Source organism: Marinobacter sp. (assembly GCF_034669625.1).
In the GTDB taxonomy this organism is placed as follows: Bacteria; Pseudomonadota; Gammaproteobacteria; order Pseudomonadales; family Oleiphilaceae; genus Marinobacter.
This window is the reverse complement of the sequence record NZ_JAXMOY010000006.1, coordinates 183,928-201,085: the sequence shown is the minus strand read 5'-3', so window position 1 is coordinate 201,085 and position 17,158 is coordinate 183,928. Positions and strand designations below refer to the sequence as shown.

Sequence of the window (17,158 nt, the reverse complement as noted above, 5' to 3'; positions counted from 1 at the left end):
TTAGCCAACAGTGAGACGTTCCATGGATTTTAAGGACTATTACGCTGTTCTGGGTGTGAATGAGTCTGCCCCACCAGAAGACATTAAAAAGGCCTACCGGAAGCTGGCCCGGAAATACCACCCGGACGTCAGTAAGGAAGACGATGCCACGGATAAATTCCAAGACGTTGGCGAAGCCTATGAGGTACTGAAAGATCCCGAAAAAAGGGCCGAATACGATCAGCTTCGCAAGTACGGAACCCGCGATGATGGTTCTTTCCAGCCGCCCCCTGGCTGGCAAAGTGCGTCCGGCTTCGGTGGCGGCGGTTATACCGAAGCCGATGCCAGTCAGTTCAGTGATTTCTTTGAACAGATGTTTGGCGGAGGTCGGCATGCTGGCGGGTCTGCGGGCGCAGGATTCGGTCGAGGCGGCTTTCATCAAAGCGTAAGAATGCGAGGCGAAGACGTGCATGCCCGGCTGGCGCTGTTTCTGGAAGAAGCCCTGAATGGCTGTGATAAACAGGTGTCGTTCACCGTGCGCGAGGCGGATGATCAAGGCCGGCTGATCCCTCGCCAGAAAACACTGAAGGTGAAAATCCCGGCCGGAATGCGCGATGGCCAGCACATCCGGCTCAAAGGGCAGGGAGCCCCGGGAATTGGCGGCGGTGCGCCCGGGGATCTGTTCCTTGAAATAGAGCTTGCGCCTCACCCCCACTTCACTGTGGAAAGTGGCGATGTGCTGGTAACGGTGCCTGTGGCCCCATGGGAAGCGGCACTTGGTGCAACAATCACCGTGCCAACCGTCGGTGGAAAAGTGAATGTGAAAGTGCCTAAAGGCTCCAGCAGTGGTCGCAAACTGCGATTGAAAGGAAAGGGTTTTCCCGGCAAGCACCCGGGTGACCAGATCGTGATTTTGCAGGTCGCCATGCCGGAGCAACACTCCGCTGAGGCGAGTGAGCTCTATGAGAAACTGGCCGAGCTGGAAAAGAGCTTCAACCCACGTAGCAAGCTGCATCTGTAAGTGGAGGGATGGAAATGACAAACAAAAAACAGATCTTGACCGTGGAGATAACCGACAACGGTGGTCGTACATTCACCCTGAGAGAAGTGTGCGAGCGGGGTAACTGCCACGCCGAATTCGTCATCAAACTCGTGGGCTACGGCATCCTTGTCCCGCTTGAGGACGTTCCGGAGGCCCGCGAGTGGCAGTTCGATGCCGATGCCCTTAGTCGCCTGCAAAAAGCCATGCGCCTGCAACGAGACTTGAAGCTTAACTTGCCGGGGCTTGCGGTTTCATTGGATCTGCTCGATGAGCTTCAGCAAATGCGAAGGGAAGTCGCGCGGTTAAACCAAAGGGTTCATCAGCTTATGGGTGACTAAGCCTATGGCGTAGGCTTTCTCTTACCCCTTTTCTCAGCAGCCTCTCCGAATTCTCGTCCGCTAATTCAGCATGACGGGAATTTTTTTCTTATCTAAATTCAGTTGCATAGGGCCGCTTCAGGCCAATTTTCACAAAACCTTCATGTTCAAATACTGGACAAGCCCTAATTTTGGGATTAAATTCCCAATCACAGTTTTGGGAAAATAATCCCAATTAAATGGATTTCGGCAAAAAAACTGAGCAATTAGGGGAATCGAGATGAAGCGTAATGGACTTTCCGTAGCAGTGAAGATGGTCGTGATGGGTGCCTTGGCTGGCTCGTTGATCGCGTGTGGTGGCTCCGGCTCTGGCTCCAGCGGCAGCTCTACCGCGAGCACTGGCCAAGATGGGCGCAGCGTGGGTGCCGTCACTGGCTTTGGCAGTGTTTATGTCAACGGTACGCGATTCAAGACAGATGGCAGTGTCGCCAGCAATGATGGCCTCGAGCGGGAAAATCAGTTGCACAAAGGCATGGTTCTCAAGGTCAGTGGCAGCTGGAATGGTCAAGGCGAAGGGCAGGCCAGTGAAGTTGCCTACGACGATACGCTCCGCGGCCCGTTGACCGCCGCAAGATGGGACAACGCTGCTAACACTGGCGAACTGACCTTGCTGGGCCAAAAAGTGACGCTCGATGGTAAAACCGTGTTTCGGGGAGCTTCGGCAGATGACCTGGCTATGAATCCGGTGGGTTACCGGGTACGAATCAGTGGCTGGCGCACTGCCCAAGGTGAGTTCCGGGCAAGCTATGTGGGCGCGAAGGTGATCGGTCTGGAATTTGAAGGCAATAATGAAGTAGAGCTTGAGGGTATCGTGGCTGGTCTGGATGCAACGGCCCAGCTCTTTACCATCAACGGATTTGGTGTTGATTATCAGCTGGCCACCGGCGATGACGGGTTTGACCTGAATGATCTTACCAACGGTATGGCGGTGGAAGTCGAAGGCTACCTGCAGGGCGACGTGCTGATGGCGAAGGAAATCGATGAGGAAGATGACCTGTTCAAGAACGACGACGAGGTAGAAATCTCAGGCGATATCTTCGACTTTGACAGCTCTGCACGCACCTTCATCATCAATGGCGTAACGGTACAGTATTCTGGCAGCACCGAGTTCGACGATATCTACAGCGATAGTCTCCAAGACGGCATCTTCGTGAAGGTGGAAGGCGAGTTCCGTAACGGTGTTCTCATGGCTGAAGAGATTGAAGGCCAGGAAGGCGATGCCGAGCTGAGCGGTGAGATTCAGGATTTTGACCGTGCGAACGAAATTCTGACCGTCAGTGGTGTAAAGGTCTGGTTGACCGACAACACACTTATTGAGACGGATTCAGACCAGCGCCGAAGCCGGGAAGACGATCTGAACGCTCTTCAGGTTGGTGATTATCTGGAAGTGGAAGGTCGTCAGCGCAATACCGATGGCGGTTATCTGGAAGCCTTCGTCATCGAACGTGAAGACGATGATGACAACGGTGTTGCCGAGATTGAAGGGCGTGTTGATGCGATAGGGTCAGACTCTCTGACCATCATGAACCTGGAAATCCTGTTCAACGGCTACAGCGCAGCTGGAGTGCGCACCGGTGATGAAGTGGAAGTGGAATACACGCAGAACGCCGGCGGTGAGTTTGTACTTAGCAGTAATGTAAGTGACTAAGCGCGGGCATCGGGAGGGCTGTCTCAGGGCAGCCCTTCTGGCTTTCAGGATGGCTATGGGAATACAATCCCAAACATGACGACAACCAAGACGAACCCTCTGCATAAAGCGCTGTACCGCATACTCCGGCCTCTGGCCCGATTGCTGTTGCGCAACGGTATCCCGTTCAGTGAATTTTCTGATCTGGTGAAGCGTGCCTATGTGGAGGCCGCCTTCGAAGATTTTGCCGATGGACGACGCAAACCGACCGATTCCAGAGCCGCTGTGATGACAGGGCTCACGCGCAAAGAGGTGAAGCGCCAGCGAGATCTTTTGGCCGGTGAACACTCGGGCCGTGAAGGCCGTTCCCACGCTAACCGCGCTTCCCGTGTGGTCTCTGGTTGGGTTCGGGATGTCGCGTTTCAGGCGGCCGATGGTCAGCCAGCCATGCTGCCTTTTGAGGGTGCTGGAAGCTTCACCGAGCTGGTGCGCAAGTACAGTGGCGATATGCCGCCACGAGCCGTCTTGGATGAATTGTTTCGCGTGGGTGTGGTCTCGGCGGATGAGCAAACCGGCAAGCTACACCTTCAGAAACGGGCTTATGTGCCTGCTGGCGACAGCGAAGAAATGCTTCAGATCTTCGGTGAAGATGTGTCGGATCTTTTGGCAACGATTGACCATAACCTGACCGACAGTAAACCCGGCCGAGCACCGCTGTTTCAGAGAACTCTGACGTACGACAACATTCCCCCGGAAGTGATCGCGCGTTGGCGACAGTACGCCGCAGAGCAGTCACAGCGCTTGCTGGAAGAGCTGGACCAATGGCTGGCGCCCTACGATCAAGACCTGTCTCAAAACCCCATCAAGAATACAGGGGAGCGGGTACGCACCGGCGTGAGTGTTTTTTATTTCGAAGATCCGATTCAGACGGCCAGCGCTGTCGATTCCACCTTATCTGACGATCATGACCAGCCTGAACCGCTGACAGGAGACCATAATGCCCCCGGAATCCATTAAGAAACGCCTGACGCTAATACTCACTTCGATCGCTCTCGGCATTTTGGCCGCCTGTGGCGGCAGTGGTGGCGGCACGAGCATCGCCGACGGCGGAATTCGTGGCACGGGGTCAAGTGTTGGGCCGGTGTCCGGGTTTGGCAGTGTGTTTGTGAACGGGGTGAAATTTGAGACGCGCGATATCGTTAATCAGCGTGTTCAGAGCAACGATGAAATTACGACCGAGGGTGAACTCGAAAAGGGCATGATTCTCCGAGTAGAGGGGGAGTGGAGTTCGGACGGCTCCGGAACCGCCAATGCGCTGAGCTATGACGACACATTCCGCGGGCCGATGACTGATCTTGTGTTGCTTGACGAAAGCACTGGTGAACCTGGCAGCTTCCGTATTTTGGGGCAAAGCATCAGCTACGACCGCCGCACGGTGTTGCGTGTTGATGATGACCAGCTTACTGAGGGCATGGAGGTCCGAGTCAGCGCATGGCGGACTGGTGACGGATACCGCGCCAGCTATATTGGAAGTGTCACGACAGGAACTGATTTTCCATTGGAGCTGGAAGGCCGTATCGACGAAGTTCAGTTGGACGCTTTCCGAATTGGTGACCAGTGGGTTCGTGGTGGCCAGAATGTAAGTTATCCCGGCGAACTCACGATTGATGACATCGTGGAAGGTGCTTTGATTGAAGTGGAAGGGGACTTCTTCTCTCCGGAAGGCGATGTCACCGCCGCTGAAATTCGTTTCTCAGACGATCGTCGATTCCTCGGTGATGAGGGCGGCGATATAGAGCTGACGGGCCCGGTGCAGTTTTTGAGTGTTGCCGATTCGTCGTTTGCACTAAACGGAGTTCCGGTTGTTTATGACGACGAAACCGAGTTCGATGACGTTGCGCGCTCCCGCATTGCCGACGGCCTGCTGGTTCAGGTCGAGGGTGAAATAAGGTCGGGGCGGCTCTATGCGGAAGAAATTGAGCTGTTTGAGGGCAACGCTGAAGTGGAGGCGAAGGTCTTAACTCCTTTTGAAGGTGCATCAGAGAACGAACTAAACGTGGGTGGTGTTCGGGTTTTAATTACCAACAAAACTCTGATTGACCAGGATGATGACGCTCAAACATCCGTTAAAGAAGCAGAATTTCTGGAAGTGGAAGGAAACGAACTCGAAGATGAAAACGGAACGATCTATCTGGAAGCGCTCAACATCGAAATTGAATCCGATGATACCGATGAGTATGAATTGACTGGCCGGCTACCGGCTAAGACCTATCTTCCTGTGGGTGAGTTGACGGTACTAGGCGTATCTATGTTTTATGACGAGACGGCCAGTGGTGATGAATGGCGCGACTGCGATGTTGTGAGTGTTGAATACCGACAGGTTGGAGGCGAATTTCAGGTATTGGAAATTGAGTGCGATGATTAGGGTAAGGTTGTCGCATCCAAGTCTCAACGTAGGGTAACTTATGAATCACCTGGCCCACACTTTCCTCGCACCCGATTCCCCCGAGGCACGTGTGGGTAGCATCCTCGGGGACTTCTCCCGGGGCGTTGATTGGTCCGCCTTGCCGGCACCGGTTTTGGCCGGTGTCCGCCACCACTTGGCGGTGGATACCTTTACGGACCGGCACCCCAATGTTCTGGCCAGCAAACAGCTGTTCTCTCGGCAGCGCCGGCGCTTTGCCGGTGTGGCCCTGGACATCCTCTACGATCATTTCCTGCTCCGGCACTGGCACCTGTATTCCGATTGCGAACGAGCGGCGTTTGTTCGTTCCGTTTACAAGGAACTAAGTGCTCATGAACAGGTCATGCCATCAGCGATGGTGAAAGTTACCCGGCGCATGGTGGAATACGATTGGTTTGGCGCCTATCAGGAGCTGGATAATATCGGTTTCGCGTTGGACCGGGTAGCCGAGCGCATCCGCTTTCCCAATCAATTTGCTGGAATAATTGATGAAATTCGGGACAATGAGCGCGAACTAGAGGCGAACTTTCTGCAGTTCTTCCCGGACCTCCAATCGTTCGCCCGCGAGTTTCCGGACACCTGACAAGGAGCCCAAAATGGGTGAAGCAAAGCGACGCAAAAAAACGGGCGCCCCTGCGCCGCGTAATCAAGGAAACAAAAAGCCTGTTCTGATTGCTATTGCAGTGGTGGTAATAGTGGCGGTGATCGCTGCGGTCTATTTCATGACCTCTCCGCCTGAGCCTACATCCGATAATCTGCCGGTTGCCGCCGCCAACGCGGACGAGTTCCCCGCTATTTTTGATCAATACGGCACCTCTGTCGGCTCAGAAGATGCCCCTGTGGTGGTGCGTGAGTTCGCCGATTACCAGTGCCCAGCCTGCGGCCGCTTCGCCGAAGCCAGCCAGCGCCTGAAAAAAGAATACGTCGAATCCGGCAAAGTCCGTTTCGTCTACTTTGACCTGCCGCTGCGCCAGCACGCGAACGCCATGCCTGCCGCCCAAGCGGCTCGGTGTGCCGGTGATCAAGACGAGTACTGGGCCATGCACGACAAACTCTTCGATTCTCAGTCCTCTTGGAGCGGATCAAACGATCCGGTTGCTACCTTCACCCGTTACGCTAATGACCTCGGGCTCGAAGAGCGCCGCTTCCGCCGCTGCATGACTACCGAACTGCACAAAGAAGCCGTGGAGCAAAGCCTGCAAATTGCCATGCAACTGCGCGTAGCCAGCACTCCGACCGTTCTCGTCGACAACATCCAGCTGACCCGTCCCGGTTGGGGACAGTTGTCCGCCGTGGTCGAACGTGAGCTGAACAAAGCTGAAGACTAAGGTTCTCTATACCCCGCACTGAGATAGCCCTGTGCGGGGCAGCCCTAACTTGAACCCATCCCAAAGTGCGTTAAAATCGCTCCCAGCTGGCACTGAGCCCGCGATATCATCAATCATGCTCCGGATTTACGGTCCGGCTCGCAGGAGAAAACTATGAGCAACAATGTTGTTGTCTGCGCACTCTATAAGTTCGCAGTCCTGAACGATTACAAAGACCTACGCGACCCACTGCTAAACCTGATGCTGGAAAATGACGTGCACGGCACACTGCTGCTAGCCCGTGAAGGTATCAACGGCACCATCGCCGGCAGCCGCGAAGGCATCGACGCCGTCAAAGCCTGGATTGGCAGCGACGAACGTTTCGACGGCATCGACTACAAAGAATCCTTCGTAGAATTTCAGCCGTTCAAGCGAACCAAGGTCAAGCTCAAGAAAGAAATCGTCACCATGGGCGTGGAAGGCATCGATCCCAAACGGGTGGTGGGCACCTACGTTGATCCCAAAGAATGGAACGACCTGATCTCCGACCCCGAAGTGCTGCTGGTCGACACCCGCAACCAGTACGAAGTCGAGATTGGCACCTTCAAGAACGCGCTCAATCCCGCCACCGATACCTTCCGTGAGTTTCCGGAATACGTGAAGCAGAATCTGGACCCTGCCAAACACAAAAAGGTCGCCATGTTCTGCACCGGTGGCATTCGTTGTGAAAAATCCACGGCATACCTGAAAGAGCAGGGCTTCGACGAGGTATACCACCTCAAAGGCGGCATCCTGAAGTACCTGGAAGAAGTGCCCCAGGAGCAAAGCCTGTGGAAAGGTGAATGTTTCGTATTTGATGATCGGGTTACGGTCAATCACAATCTCGAACGTGGTGATTATGACCAGTGCCACGCTTGCCGTCGTCCGGTCACCGAAGACGACAAGCTGCGCCCTGAGTATGAACAAGGCGTGAGTTGCCACCAATGCATCGATTCACTGAGCGAAGAGCAGAAAGCTCGCTTCAAAGAGCGCGAGCACCAGATGCGTTTGGCCGAACAGCGTGGTGAAGCCCACGTAGGTGGCGAAGCGGCTCGCATTATTGCGGAACGAAAAGCCCGGAAGAAAGCTGAGCGTGAGCGTCAGGCCAAGAAAAGTCTGGAGGGCGAGCGCGCCGGTAAAACGGCATCGTAGTATATCCAACCGAACTAAGGAGACGTTATGTTGATCAGGAAGCCACTAGTCATCGCTTGTCTGGCTGTCGCACCGATGGTGCAGGCCCAGGAAAGTGAAAACTGGGAAGGTGAGGCAGAGTTGGGCGTGTTGATGACCTCAGGCAACACCGACGAAACCAAGGTGAACGGCCGCCTCGGCCTGATCAACGACCGGGAATCCTGGCGCAACAGCGGCGAGTTCAGCACCAAGTACACCGAAGCCGACGACGAGACCACGGCCGAAGAGTACCGAGCGGCACTGGAAACCAATTACAAGTTCGACGCCCAGCAGTACTGGTTCTTGCGGGGTAACTGGGAAGACGATCGCTTCTCGGGTTACGAGTTCGAATCGTCTGTCACCACCGGTTATGGAAACCGGGTTTGGACGTCCGGTGAACGTTCGTTCCTGGACCTCTCCGCCGGTACCGGTTACCGCTACAACAAGCGAATTGCGGTTGATCCGGACACCGGACGAGACGTGGAAGAAGAGGCCATTGCCCGACTGGCCGCCCAGTTTGATTACGGCTTATCCGACACTTCATTGTTTCGTCAGAAGCTGAGCACGGAAGTTGGCCTGGATGACAACAACACCATATCCAAATCGGAAACTTCGCTGCAAAGCTCCATCATGAACAACCTGTCCATGAAGGTCGCGTACCGGGTCAAGCACGTATCGGATGCTCCGGAAGGTTCAGAAAATACAGACACAGAGTTGGCCGTGTCTCTGCTCTACGGTTTCTAAACAAGTCGGTTCGAGCATAGAAAAAGGGGCAGGTGGTTGTGAACCATCTGCCCCTTTTTTGCTTTCAGCGGTGCGGTTATACGTTGTTCCTCAAACCCAGTTCATCAGGGTAGGGGGTGAGGTATTTCTGCGTGCTCAAATAGTCCACAGGCTCCCGGCGTTGGGCCAGTCTCAACAGGGTCATCGGCACCACCAAAGGTACTTCGCCCCGGTGATAGGCATCAATCTGCTCCAGCAGTACGGCTTTGTCCGCCACACTCATGTCATCTTTCAGATAGCCCAGCAAATGGTTCATGGCGTTCACATGTGCGCCGCGGCTGACTCGCTGGGTCATCGCTTCCATAAAGCCCCGAATATACCGGTCGGCTATGTCAGACAGAGGTTCGGATTTCAGGTCGGCCAACATGGGGCCAAGCTGGCGGTAAATCTTCTCGGAATGGGCCAACAGCGCAAACTTGTAGCGCCTGTGGAAGTCCTGCAGGGATTGTTTTGTGAGGTTCTCGCCGGCGACGTTCAGCATCCAGTCATCGTAGGCAAAGACTCGCTCGATGAAGTTCTCCCGTAACACGTTGTCATTCAGACGCCCCTCTTCTTCAACGGGCATCAACGGGTATGTTTTGATCAGAGCCTCTGCAAACAGACCTCGGCCATCCCGGTTCATGACTTTGCCATCGGCATCGTGAATTTTGATGCGTTCCATGCCGCAACTGGGAGACTTGGCCATCAGAATGTAGCCACGAAGATCGCTCAGTGATGGCATAACCTGCTGAATGAAGTCCGCCATAGCGTCGGTATGGTCTGCGGTACCCTTGTTGTCGGTCAGGCGCAATTCGCCGTCTTGTTCGCGCAAATGAATAGCGGGGCGGGGCACGCCGAGACCGGCTTCCAGTTCAGGGCAGATAGAGCGGAAATCAAAGTGCTGTGCGAGTACCTGAGTGCAATAACGGGAATGCTTGTGGCCGCCATCGTAGCGAACTTCCTTGCCAAGCAAGCAAGTGCTTATACCAACGGGAATATGGGTCACAGAATGCTCCTTTTGCGTCGCCTATGCTCATCACCAAAGATACGTCTGTACAGTGTAAGCCGATCACCGGGAACTTCCACTATCGAGTATTCAGTGCCGTAGAAAGTTCTATGCCAGTGCTTGCTGGATCAGTTGTTTCTGGTGCTCGGCAAAGTCTTCGATGAGCTGACGAACCTTAACGGAGTCGCGCGCAAGTACGGCGGGTTGCAGCTCCGCGAAAAAACGTCGGGTATGGGCAAGCCCATGTCGATAACGCTGCGCGCTCAGGTAATACGCGCGGCTGACGGCTGGCTCGAAATTAGACAGAGATTCGGTGAGATAGGGATTACCAACCACATCGCAACAGGCTTTCATCACTCCGAAGCTGGCTTCTACCACGCCTGTGATGTCTGCGCTCGGTTGCTGAATCTGGGTAATGACCCGGCTGACGGCTGCCATCACCATCGGCTTGTCTTTTTCCTGCCAGCGTTCACACAAACGGGTGGCGAGCATGATCAGAAGATGCATATACACATCGTACAACTCGGCGGCATATTCGGAGTTAAGCTGGGTTGCGGATGCGCCTTTGCGTGGAGTGATTTCTACCAGGTGCCAACGTTCAAGGGTATACAGAGCTTCCTTTACGGAGGCTCGGCTTACCTTGAGTTCGCTTGCCAGGCTCGCTTCTTGAATGCGCTGGCCCGGCTGTATTTGCCCTGTCATGATGTGTTTTGCCAGATAACCGGCAATTTGTTCGGCCAAAGTGTTGGGCGCCTGAAAATCCATGCTCGATAGCTCTCTAAATTCGGGGAGCGAAGCCTACTTGGGCTGAATGCTCTGAAGTTTAGCATATGCTTGGAAATGGTACGCATGCCCTTGAAAAAGCAATCGGTAGCACGCATGTATAAAGGTTCAAGTCTGAACCAGATTGGGTTGACCTATTATGCCAAAGCATTTCGAACAGGCCGTTGGCCTGCATGACGCACCGGTTCCGGAAACCGAGGGTTACGTGTTTAACCAAACCATGCTGCGGATTAAAGATCCTGAGCGTTCTCTCGACTTCTATTCCCGAGTGATGGGTATGCGCTTGGTACGTAAACTGGACTTTCCTGAAATGGAGTTCACGCTCTACTTTCTGGCGTATCTGGAAGATGCGGAAGCCGAGCGAGTACCGGCTGATGACGGCCACCGGACAACGTACACGTTTGGTCGTGAAGCCATGTTGGAGCTGACCCACAACTGGGGCACTGAAGACGATCCCGACTTCTCCTACCACAACGGCAACGACCAGCCTCAGGGCTTTGGTCATATTGGTGTCGCCGTTCCGGATGTATACAGCGCGTGTGAGCGCTTCGAGCAACTCGGTGTCGAGTTTGTGAAGCGCCCCGATGACGGCAAGATGAAAGGGTTGGCGTTCATCAAAGACCCGGATGGCTACTGGATCGAGATCCTGCAGCCGAACATGCTGGAAAAGCAGCGTAAGGGCAACTAAGCCTCAAGTCCTACGCTGTGCCGGAGTCAGCCGTCTCGGTTGGCTCCGGCCACGGTGCTGTTGCGCGAGGCAACAACCACCGCAATCACCAGGATAATGGCGCCAGCCACCCCTGCCGTGCCAAGCATTTCCCCCAGAATAAACCACGCCAACAGCGCCACAAACAAGGGTTCCAGCGTCACCACGATACTGGACAGTGTTGCCGGAGTGCTTTTGATCCCGGTAAAGAACATTAGGTAACCAATTCCCGTTGGCACCACACCGATGTAACACACCATCAACCAGTGTTTCAGCTCCATGGTTTCCAGCGCGGCGAATCCTCCGCTGATCAGCGCAACCGGCAGTAGCAACAGAGCTGCGGTGAAAAAGCAGATAAACGCCGTAGTGAACGCCGGAGTGCCCACCGAGTTATAGCGGCTGGTCAGTGTGAACCCGGTGTAGACCGCAGCCGCCAGCAACGACATCAGAATACCCGCAAGCCGAAGGTTGCCGGTTGTGTCGATGTCGCCCAGCACCAACATGCCAGTCCCGACCACCGCGCCCAGCGCGGCGATCAGCGTTGTAAGGGTGGGGCGCTCACCCAGCATGGGCGCGGCAAGGATGGCCACGAATACCGGCGGCAAACAGAGGGATATCAAGGTCGCGATTCCGGCCCCGGACAAATCGACAGCCATCAGATAGCTGCCTTGATACAGGGCCTGAAACAGCCCAAGAGCCGTTAATGGCAGGAGCGCCTTCCAGCTGAGTGAGCGTAAAGAGCTTCCCACAGCGTTGCCATGAGGATTCTCTCGGCGGAGCTGGCGCTGCTCCCGGCGCATCAGCACCCAGAAAAATGGCAGCGCCACGACCAGGCGCAAGAAGGCTAGGGTGATGGGCGCGAGATCAGAGCCGCTGAACAGGAATTTCGCGACAATGCTGGTGGTCGCCCAAAGCAGCGCTGCCAGCGCAATTAAAAGAACGCCTTGAATCATAAATGTTGCCAAGCCTGAGAGGATTCATCGAGGAGCCTATCAGTGGCCGGCAGACTTCGCTATAGGCGGAAAGAGGGGGCAGAAAGCCCCCGGAGAGGTTTATTTGATCGCGAGGCGTTCGGCATTTTTTTCAACGGTGCGGGCACCAATGCCTTTTACGTTGGCCAGATCTTCAACCGAAGCAAACGGGCCGTTGGCTTCGCGGTAAGCGACAATGGCTTCTGCTTTGCTTTGGCCGATACCGTTCAACGCTGACAGAGTGGCGACATCGGCCGCATTGATATTAATAGCGCCAGGTACGTTGGCGTGGGCAAAGCCGGTTGCCAGGCTGAACAACAGAACAAGGGTGGCAAAAAAAGAGGTGTGTTTCATGAGTGATTCCTGATTGTTGAGAATATTGTTATTGATCAATCAGGTGAGACAACCGAAAGGTTGTTGGAACCGCGAGGCGGCGGGTCTTCGGGGGAATCATAAAGAGAGATAGCCAGACGAGCGAATGCACGGAAGAGGACACAATCCATGTGCCCCGAGCTTCCGTGGCTGACCCCTGCCTAATCCATCAAGCTGTGCATCATCCTGAGCACGTCATCCTTGTTTCATCCCTGTACGCCCTGTTCCTTAGGGCAACTCATAAATTCCTTGAGTTTATGTCCCCCAACCAACGTCCTTGCTGGCATGTCTTCCCTGACGCTTTTCATTCTACACAGGGCAAGACTATTAAAAATCGGACATGATCCCGACGGCGTGTGCGAGATATCTCACGCTGGTGTGAGCGTATCGGTATGGGGTCGTGCGTTATGTTGCGTGAAGAGAGGGGTGACTTACCCCGATTTCAGGGGCTCTGTCGCTTCTGTGATGCGCTCCATGCTGATTTTACGAACGGCTTTCTGGCTGGCTCTGATGTGCGCGGTCAGTTGGTCTGCGGCCTCGGAAGCCTGCCCGGCTCTGAGGGCTTTCAGAATCTGAGCATGCTCGCTGTAGGTGGCCCCGATGCGAGCATCCTGGGTGAAATCCAGGTGCCGGATAATGCGCAACCGGTCGGTGATTTCCCGGTGGATACGGGTCATTTCCCGGTTGCCTGCGGCCGCAACCAGATCGCAATGAAAGCTCTCGTCCAAAGCCCGCAAGGTACTGCCGATGGCGCGTTCTGACGGGTGGTCCGGGTTCCAGATCGCGGCCAGTGTGCGCACCGCTGCGGGTTCTTCGGGCAGGGCGCAAATTTTGTGCATGGCCGCTCGCTCCAAAGTAATCCGCAGATCGTACAGCTCTTCCACTTGCTGGAAATCGAACGGTTTCACCTGCCAGCCGCTGCGGAACAACACATCCACATAGCCTTCCCTTTGCAACCGGTATAACGCTTCGCGCACGGGTGTGCGGCTGGCGTTAAGTTGGGCTCCAAGATCTCCTTCGCTGAACTTGTCACCGGGGGTCAGGCGGAACTCAAGAATATCGTCTTTCAGCGCCGCGTATACACGGTCCGCGACGGAAGCCTTTCTCTTGGTTTTGGTTGCCATGGTGCGAGTGTGTCTTCCTTAGTGGGTACTGGGTGGTCGCAATAATCCGACATCAGGAATTGATGAAGGCCCGCCAGCCGCCGATGATCAGGGCGTTGGGTTCGCATGAGGGGACCTCAAAATGTGTGGTTAACCTTGTATACATGACAATCCGCAAGGCTCGTGCCATTTCGGGGCGGCTTATAATTATTCCTTTTAAAACATATGGTTGATGTCATTTTTGTCCGTAGCACGGATTTATGGTGCGCACCAAATAAGAGCATGACCGACAGAAATGGCACCAAAATCAGGCCTTTGGCCCTGAATATTCACGGCGTAACGTATGGCTTTTGTTCTTGTATACTAGATAAGTGACTGTTTTGTTGTGGGTTTTGGGTGAGTTGGAACGGCAGATGCAAACGTTCGGCTGCGATTGACGACTCAAAACACAACGAAAAGGACACGCAACATGAGCATCAAAACAAACTTAAAGCTTGGCCTGTCTGCATTGGCGCTATCGGTTTCCTTTCACGCCCTGGCGGCGGAAGATCCCATTAAAGTGGGCGTACTGCACTCGCTCTCCGGCACCATGGCGATCAGTGAAACCGCACTGAAAGACACCATGCTGATGCTGATCGAAAAACAGAATGCCGCGGGTGGTGTGCTGGGCCGCCAACTGGAACCGGTGGTGGTCGACCCCGCTTCTAACTGGCCGCTGTTTGCGGAGAAAGCTCGGGAGCTACTGGAAAAAGAAGAAGTTGACGTGATTTTTGGTAACTGGACCTCCGTGTCTCGTAAATCCGTGCTGCCAGTTATCGAAGAGCTGAATGGCCTGCTGTTCTACCCGGTGCAGTACGAGGGTGAAGAGTCCTCTGAAAATGTTTTCTACACCGGTGCGGCGCCTAATCAGCAAGCGATTCCCGCCGTGGATTACCTGATGAATGACCTGGGTGTTGAGCGCTGGGTACTGGCGGGCACCGATTACGTGTACCCCCGGACCACCAACAAGGTTCTTGAAACTTACCTGAAAGACAAAGGCGTGGCAGCCGGCGACATCATGATCAACTACACGCCGTTTGGTCACTCTGATTGGCAGACCATCGTCTCCGATATCAAGAAATTTGGTAGCGCTGGCAAGAAAACAGCGGTGGTTTCGACCATCAACGGCGACGCCAACGTGCCTTTCTACCGTGAACTGGGTAACCAAGGCATCTCTGCTTCAGACATTCCAGTGGTGGCCTTCTCTGTGGGCGAGCAGGAACTGGCGGGTATCGACACTGGCCCTCTGGTTGGACACCTGGCCGCCTGGAACTACTTCATGAGCGTGGATACCGACGCCAACTACGACTTCATCGACTCCTGGGTGGAGTTCAAGGGTGACGAAGCTGCCGTCACCAACGACCCCATGGAAGCACACTACATCGGCTTCAACATGTACGTAGAAGCGGTGAAGAAAGCGGGCACCGCTGAAGTCGACGCGGTCAAAGACGCCATCATCGGCGTGAGCGTACCGAACCTCACTGGCGGCTACGCCACCATGATGCCGAACCACCACATTACCAAGCCGGTACTGATTGGTGAGATTCAAGACAACGGCCAGTTCTCGGTAGTTTGGGAAACCCCGTCTACCGTTGCCGGCGATGCCTGGTCTGACTTCTTGCCAGGTTCCAAGGATCTGATCAGTGATTGGCGTGCGCCGCTGCGCTGCGGCAACTTCAATGTTGTCTCGGGCACCTGCGGTAGCTCGTCAGACGTAGCCGCTGAGTAAAGTCTTGATCCGGGCAGGCCTTAGCGCTTGCCCGGTTTTTTTTAATTTCATTTCATCGCCAACAGGAATGAATCATGAGCATCTTTCGATTGCTCGCCGGACTGATCTTTGTCTGGTGTATAGCTCTGGGGCCGTCGCTGGCGACCGCCCAAGTGCAGGACGACGCAGCGCAATCGCTGTTGCAAAGGCTCGTAGAGGCCAGCAACGCCGAGCGGACAGCGGTTCTGAAACAAATTTCCGAGAGCGGTGACGAGCGCGCGCGGGGCTGGCTGGAAGCCTTCTCTGCCGGCAAACTCGCCACCGTCAAAGAGAGCGGCGCCATTGTGGTCGTTCTGAACAATGTAGGCCGGAACTGGACGATAGCCAGTGCCTTGAATGGTGAAGAGCTAGGCAAAGTATCCCGCCGCGGCCTCGCCACCGTTCGCGTAAACAACTCACTGCGCAGTGACGTGGAAGGACTGCTTGCGGTGATCGACCTGACCGCCGCGAACCCGGACGTTCGGTTAGCAGCAGCTCGCGATCTGTTGGGCGAAGTTAACGCAGCTCTGGTGAGCCAGCTTGAACAGCGCGTGCAAGTGGACGACAGCGCCGCTGTGCGTGACATGCTGACCACCGCGCTGGCGATTCACCGCGTAGAGCAGGGCGACAAGGGTGCCATTGAGACCCTGTCGGGCAGCTTGAATGCCCAGGCCCGCGCGGCGCTGAACAACGCCAGTAACAGCGACGATCCCGCCCTCGCAGCGGCGGCAAGCCAAGCGCTTGAAAGCATTGAGCAAAAACTGAAAATGAACCGCGCGGCCGAAACCTTGTACTTCGGCCTGTCCCTCGGTTCCGTACTGGTCTTGGCTGCCATCGGTCTGGCCATCACCTTTGGTGTGATGGGCGTGATCAACATGGCCCACGGTGAGCTGATCATGCTCGGCGCCTACACCACCTGGGGCATGCAGCAGCTACTCCCCGGCCAGCCCGGCTTGGCATTAATCCTGTCGATTCCGGCAGGCTTCCTGGTCGCGGCGCTGGCGGGCATTGCCATTGAGCGCAGCGTTATCCAGTACCTCAAAGGCCGCCCGCTCGAAACCCTGCTGGCCACCTTTGGTATCAGCCTGATTCTGCAGCAACTGGTGCGCACCCTGGTATCTCCGCTTAACCGCTCGGTAGTTACGCCTGAATGGATGAGTGGCTCGATCATGATCAACGAGGCATTGTCACTTACCCTGAACCGCCTCTACGTGATCGGCTTTGCCCTGGTGGTGTTTGCAGGCCTGATGCTGATCATGCGTAAAACCCGTCTCGGCCTTGAAGTACGTGCCGTTACCCAGAACCGTGCCATGGCGCGCTCAATGGGTATCAAAGCCACCAAAGTCGACATTCTCACCTTTGCCTTGGGCTCAGGCGTTGCTGGCCTGGCCGGTGTGGCGTTGTCACAGATCACTAATGTAGGGCCGAACCTGGGCCAGAACTACATCATCGATTCCTTCATGGTGGTGGTGTTCGGCGGTGTCGGTAACCTCTGGGGCACTCTGGTTGCCGGGCTCACGCTGGGTACCCTCAATCAGGTTCTGGAACCTTGGGCTGGTGCAGTACTGGCCAAGATCATGGTGTTGGTCATGATCATCCTGTTCATTCAAAAACGGCCGAAGGGATTGTTCCCCGAGAAAGGCCGAGCGGCGGAGGGCTGAGTT

At 55.2% G+C, this 17,158-nt stretch carries 17 protein-coding genes; 12 read left to right on the top strand and 5 right to left on the bottom strand.

All coding sequences use genetic code 11. The annotated features are described in order from the left end of the window. Positions 1–22 precede the first annotated feature (22 nt). The 9 genes from VOI14_RS07860 (at position 23) to VOI14_RS07820 (ending at position 8,749) form a co-directional block, all read left to right on the top strand. Positions 23–1,000 carry a DnaJ C-terminal domain-containing protein gene (locus VOI14_RS07860; RefSeq protein ID WP_323751485.1) on the top strand — a complete coding sequence of 326 codons (978 nt, stop codon included), beginning with the start codon at positions 23–25 and terminating at the stop codon, positions 998–1,000. Between the two features lie 14 nt (positions 1,001–1,014). After that, a complete protein-coding gene (locus tag VOI14_RS07855; protein WP_323751484.1) occupies positions 1,015–1,359 on the top strand; it encodes a chaperone modulator CbpM in 345 nt (114 codons plus the stop codon). Positions 1,360–1,618: 259 nt separating this feature from the next. Next, positions 1,619–3,046, top strand: a complete 1,428-nt coding sequence (locus tag VOI14_RS07850; protein WP_323751483.1) for a DUF5666 domain-containing protein — start codon at positions 1,619–1,621, stop codon at positions 3,044–3,046. Between the two features lie 75 nt (positions 3,047–3,121). Further along, positions 3,122–4,042: a DUF6502 family protein gene (locus tag VOI14_RS07845; protein WP_323751482.1), complete on the top strand. Its 921-nt coding sequence runs from the start codon at positions 3,122–3,124 to the stop codon at positions 4,040–4,042. Continuing rightward, the gene (locus VOI14_RS07840; RefSeq protein ID WP_323751481.1) at positions 4,023–5,450 is read left to right on the top strand and encodes a DUF5666 domain-containing protein; all 1,428 of its coding nucleotides are present in this window, start codon (positions 4,023–4,025) and stop codon (positions 5,448–5,450) included. The genes VOI14_RS07845 and VOI14_RS07840 overlap by 20 nt, the downstream gene beginning before the upstream one ends. A 40-nt stretch (positions 5,451–5,490) precedes the next feature. Further along, positions 5,491–6,072, top strand: a complete 582-nt coding sequence (locus tag VOI14_RS07835; RefSeq protein ID WP_323751480.1) for an ACP phosphodiesterase — start codon at positions 5,491–5,493, stop codon at positions 6,070–6,072. Between the two features lie 13 nt (positions 6,073–6,085). Then, positions 6,086–6,817 carry a DsbA family protein gene (locus tag VOI14_RS07830; RefSeq protein ID WP_323751479.1) on the top strand — a complete coding sequence of 244 codons (732 nt, stop codon included), beginning with the start codon at positions 6,086–6,088 and terminating at the stop codon, positions 6,815–6,817. Between the two features lie 153 nt (positions 6,818–6,970). Next, positions 6,971–7,987 (top strand): rhodanese-related sulfurtransferase, encoded by a 1,017-nt coding sequence (locus tag VOI14_RS07825; RefSeq protein ID WP_323751478.1) that lies wholly within the window; start codon positions 6,971–6,973, stop codon positions 7,985–7,987. Between the two features lie 27 nt (positions 7,988–8,014). Beyond that, complete coding sequence (locus VOI14_RS07820; protein ID WP_323751477.1) at positions 8,015–8,749, top strand: DUF481 domain-containing protein; 735 nt, start codon at positions 8,015–8,017, stop codon at positions 8,747–8,749. A 76-nt stretch (positions 8,750–8,825) separates the two neighbouring features. Here VOI14_RS07820 and VOI14_RS07815 read toward each other — a convergent pair whose 3' ends face one another. Further along, positions 8,826–9,773, bottom strand: a complete 948-nt coding sequence (locus tag VOI14_RS07815) for a DUF523 and DUF1722 domain-containing protein (protein WP_323751476.1) — start codon at positions 9,771–9,773, stop codon at positions 8,826–8,828. Positions 9,774–9,881: 108 nt separating this feature from the next. Then, on the bottom strand, positions 9,882–10,538 hold the full coding sequence (locus VOI14_RS07810; protein ID WP_323751475.1) for a GntR family transcriptional regulator: 657 nt from the start codon (positions 10,536–10,538) through the stop codon (positions 9,882–9,884). A gap of 157 nt (positions 10,539–10,695) precedes the next feature. Between VOI14_RS07810 and gloA the strand changes: the two genes are divergently transcribed. Continuing rightward, positions 10,696–11,244, top strand: coding sequence for a lactoylglutathione lyase (gloA, locus tag VOI14_RS07805; protein WP_323751474.1), 549 nt, complete (start codon positions 10,696–10,698; stop codon positions 11,242–11,244). A gap of 26 nt (positions 11,245–11,270) precedes the next feature. Here gloA and VOI14_RS07800 read toward each other — a convergent pair whose 3' ends face one another. The 3 genes from VOI14_RS07800 to VOI14_RS07790 all read right to left on the bottom strand — a co-directional run bounded on the left by VOI14_RS07800 (position 11,271) and on the right by VOI14_RS07790 (position 13,729). Next, positions 11,271–12,215 carry a DMT family transporter gene (locus VOI14_RS07800; protein ID WP_323751473.1) on the bottom strand — a complete coding sequence of 315 codons (945 nt, stop codon included), beginning with the start codon at positions 12,213–12,215 and terminating at the stop codon, positions 11,271–11,273. Positions 12,216–12,314: 99 nt separating this feature from the next. Further along, positions 12,315–12,587 carry a ComEA family DNA-binding protein gene (locus tag VOI14_RS07795; protein WP_323751472.1) on the bottom strand — a complete coding sequence of 91 codons (273 nt, stop codon included), beginning with the start codon at positions 12,585–12,587 and terminating at the stop codon, positions 12,315–12,317. Positions 12,588–13,036: 449 nt separating this feature from the next. Next, positions 13,037–13,729, bottom strand: coding sequence for a GntR family transcriptional regulator (locus VOI14_RS07790; RefSeq protein WP_323751471.1), 693 nt, complete (start codon positions 13,727–13,729; stop codon positions 13,037–13,039). A 448-nt stretch (positions 13,730–14,177) separates the two neighbouring features. On the opposite strand from VOI14_RS07790, the gene urtA reads away from it, so the two are divergent. Together urtA and urtB are read left to right on the top strand one after the other, a co-directional pair. Further along, positions 14,178–15,476 carry an urea ABC transporter substrate-binding protein gene (gene urtA / locus VOI14_RS07785; RefSeq protein ID WP_323751470.1) on the top strand — a complete coding sequence of 433 codons (1,299 nt, stop codon included), beginning with the start codon at positions 14,178–14,180 and terminating at the stop codon, positions 15,474–15,476. Positions 15,477–15,550: 74 nt separating this feature from the next. Continuing rightward, positions 15,551–17,155, top strand: coding sequence for an urea ABC transporter permease subunit UrtB (urtB, locus tag VOI14_RS07780; RefSeq protein ID WP_323751469.1), 1,605 nt, complete (start codon positions 15,551–15,553; stop codon positions 17,153–17,155). The last annotated feature ends 3 nt before the right edge of the window (positions 17,156–17,158 follow it).

Coding starts and splice junctions, on each gene's coding strand:
- VOI14_RS07860 (WP_323751485.1), top strand. CDS start 23: ATGGATTTTAAGGACTATTACGCTGTTCTGGGTGTGAATGAGTCTGCC.
- VOI14_RS07855 (WP_323751484.1), top strand. CDS start 1,015: ATGACAAACAAAAAACAGATCTTGACCGTGGAGATAACCGACAACGGT.
- VOI14_RS07850 (WP_323751483.1), top strand. CDS start 1,619: ATGAAGCGTAATGGACTTTCCGTAGCAGTGAAGATGGTCGTGATGGGT.
- VOI14_RS07845 (WP_323751482.1), top strand. CDS start 3,122: ATGACGACAACCAAGACGAACCCTCTGCATAAAGCGCTGTACCGCATA.
- VOI14_RS07840 (WP_323751481.1), top strand. CDS start 4,023: ATGCCCCCGGAATCCATTAAGAAACGCCTGACGCTAATACTCACTTCG.
- VOI14_RS07835 (WP_323751480.1), top strand. CDS start 5,491: ATGAATCACCTGGCCCACACTTTCCTCGCACCCGATTCCCCCGAGGCA.
- VOI14_RS07830 (WP_323751479.1), top strand. CDS start 6,086: ATGGGTGAAGCAAAGCGACGCAAAAAAACGGGCGCCCCTGCGCCGCGT.
- VOI14_RS07825 (WP_323751478.1), top strand. CDS start 6,971: ATGAGCAACAATGTTGTTGTCTGCGCACTCTATAAGTTCGCAGTCCTG.
- VOI14_RS07820 (WP_323751477.1), top strand. CDS start 8,015: ATGTTGATCAGGAAGCCACTAGTCATCGCTTGTCTGGCTGTCGCACCG.
- VOI14_RS07810 (WP_323751475.1), bottom strand. CDS start 10,538: ATGGATTTTCAGGCGCCCAACACTTTGGCCGAACAAATTGCCGGTTAT.
- gloA (WP_323751474.1), top strand. CDS start 10,696: ATGCCAAAGCATTTCGAACAGGCCGTTGGCCTGCATGACGCACCGGTT.
- VOI14_RS07800 (WP_323751473.1), bottom strand. CDS start 12,215: ATGATTCAAGGCGTTCTTTTAATTGCGCTGGCAGCGCTGCTTTGGGCG.
- VOI14_RS07795 (WP_323751472.1), bottom strand. CDS start 12,587: ATGAAACACACCTCTTTTTTTGCCACCCTTGTTCTGTTGTTCAGCCTG.
- VOI14_RS07790 (WP_323751471.1), bottom strand. CDS start 13,729: ATGGCAACCAAAACCAAGAGAAAGGCTTCCGTCGCGGACCGTGTATAC.
- urtA (WP_323751470.1), top strand. CDS start 14,178: ATGAGCATCAAAACAAACTTAAAGCTTGGCCTGTCTGCATTGGCGCTA.
- urtB (WP_323751469.1), top strand. CDS start 15,551: ATGAGCATCTTTCGATTGCTCGCCGGACTGATCTTTGTCTGGTGTATA.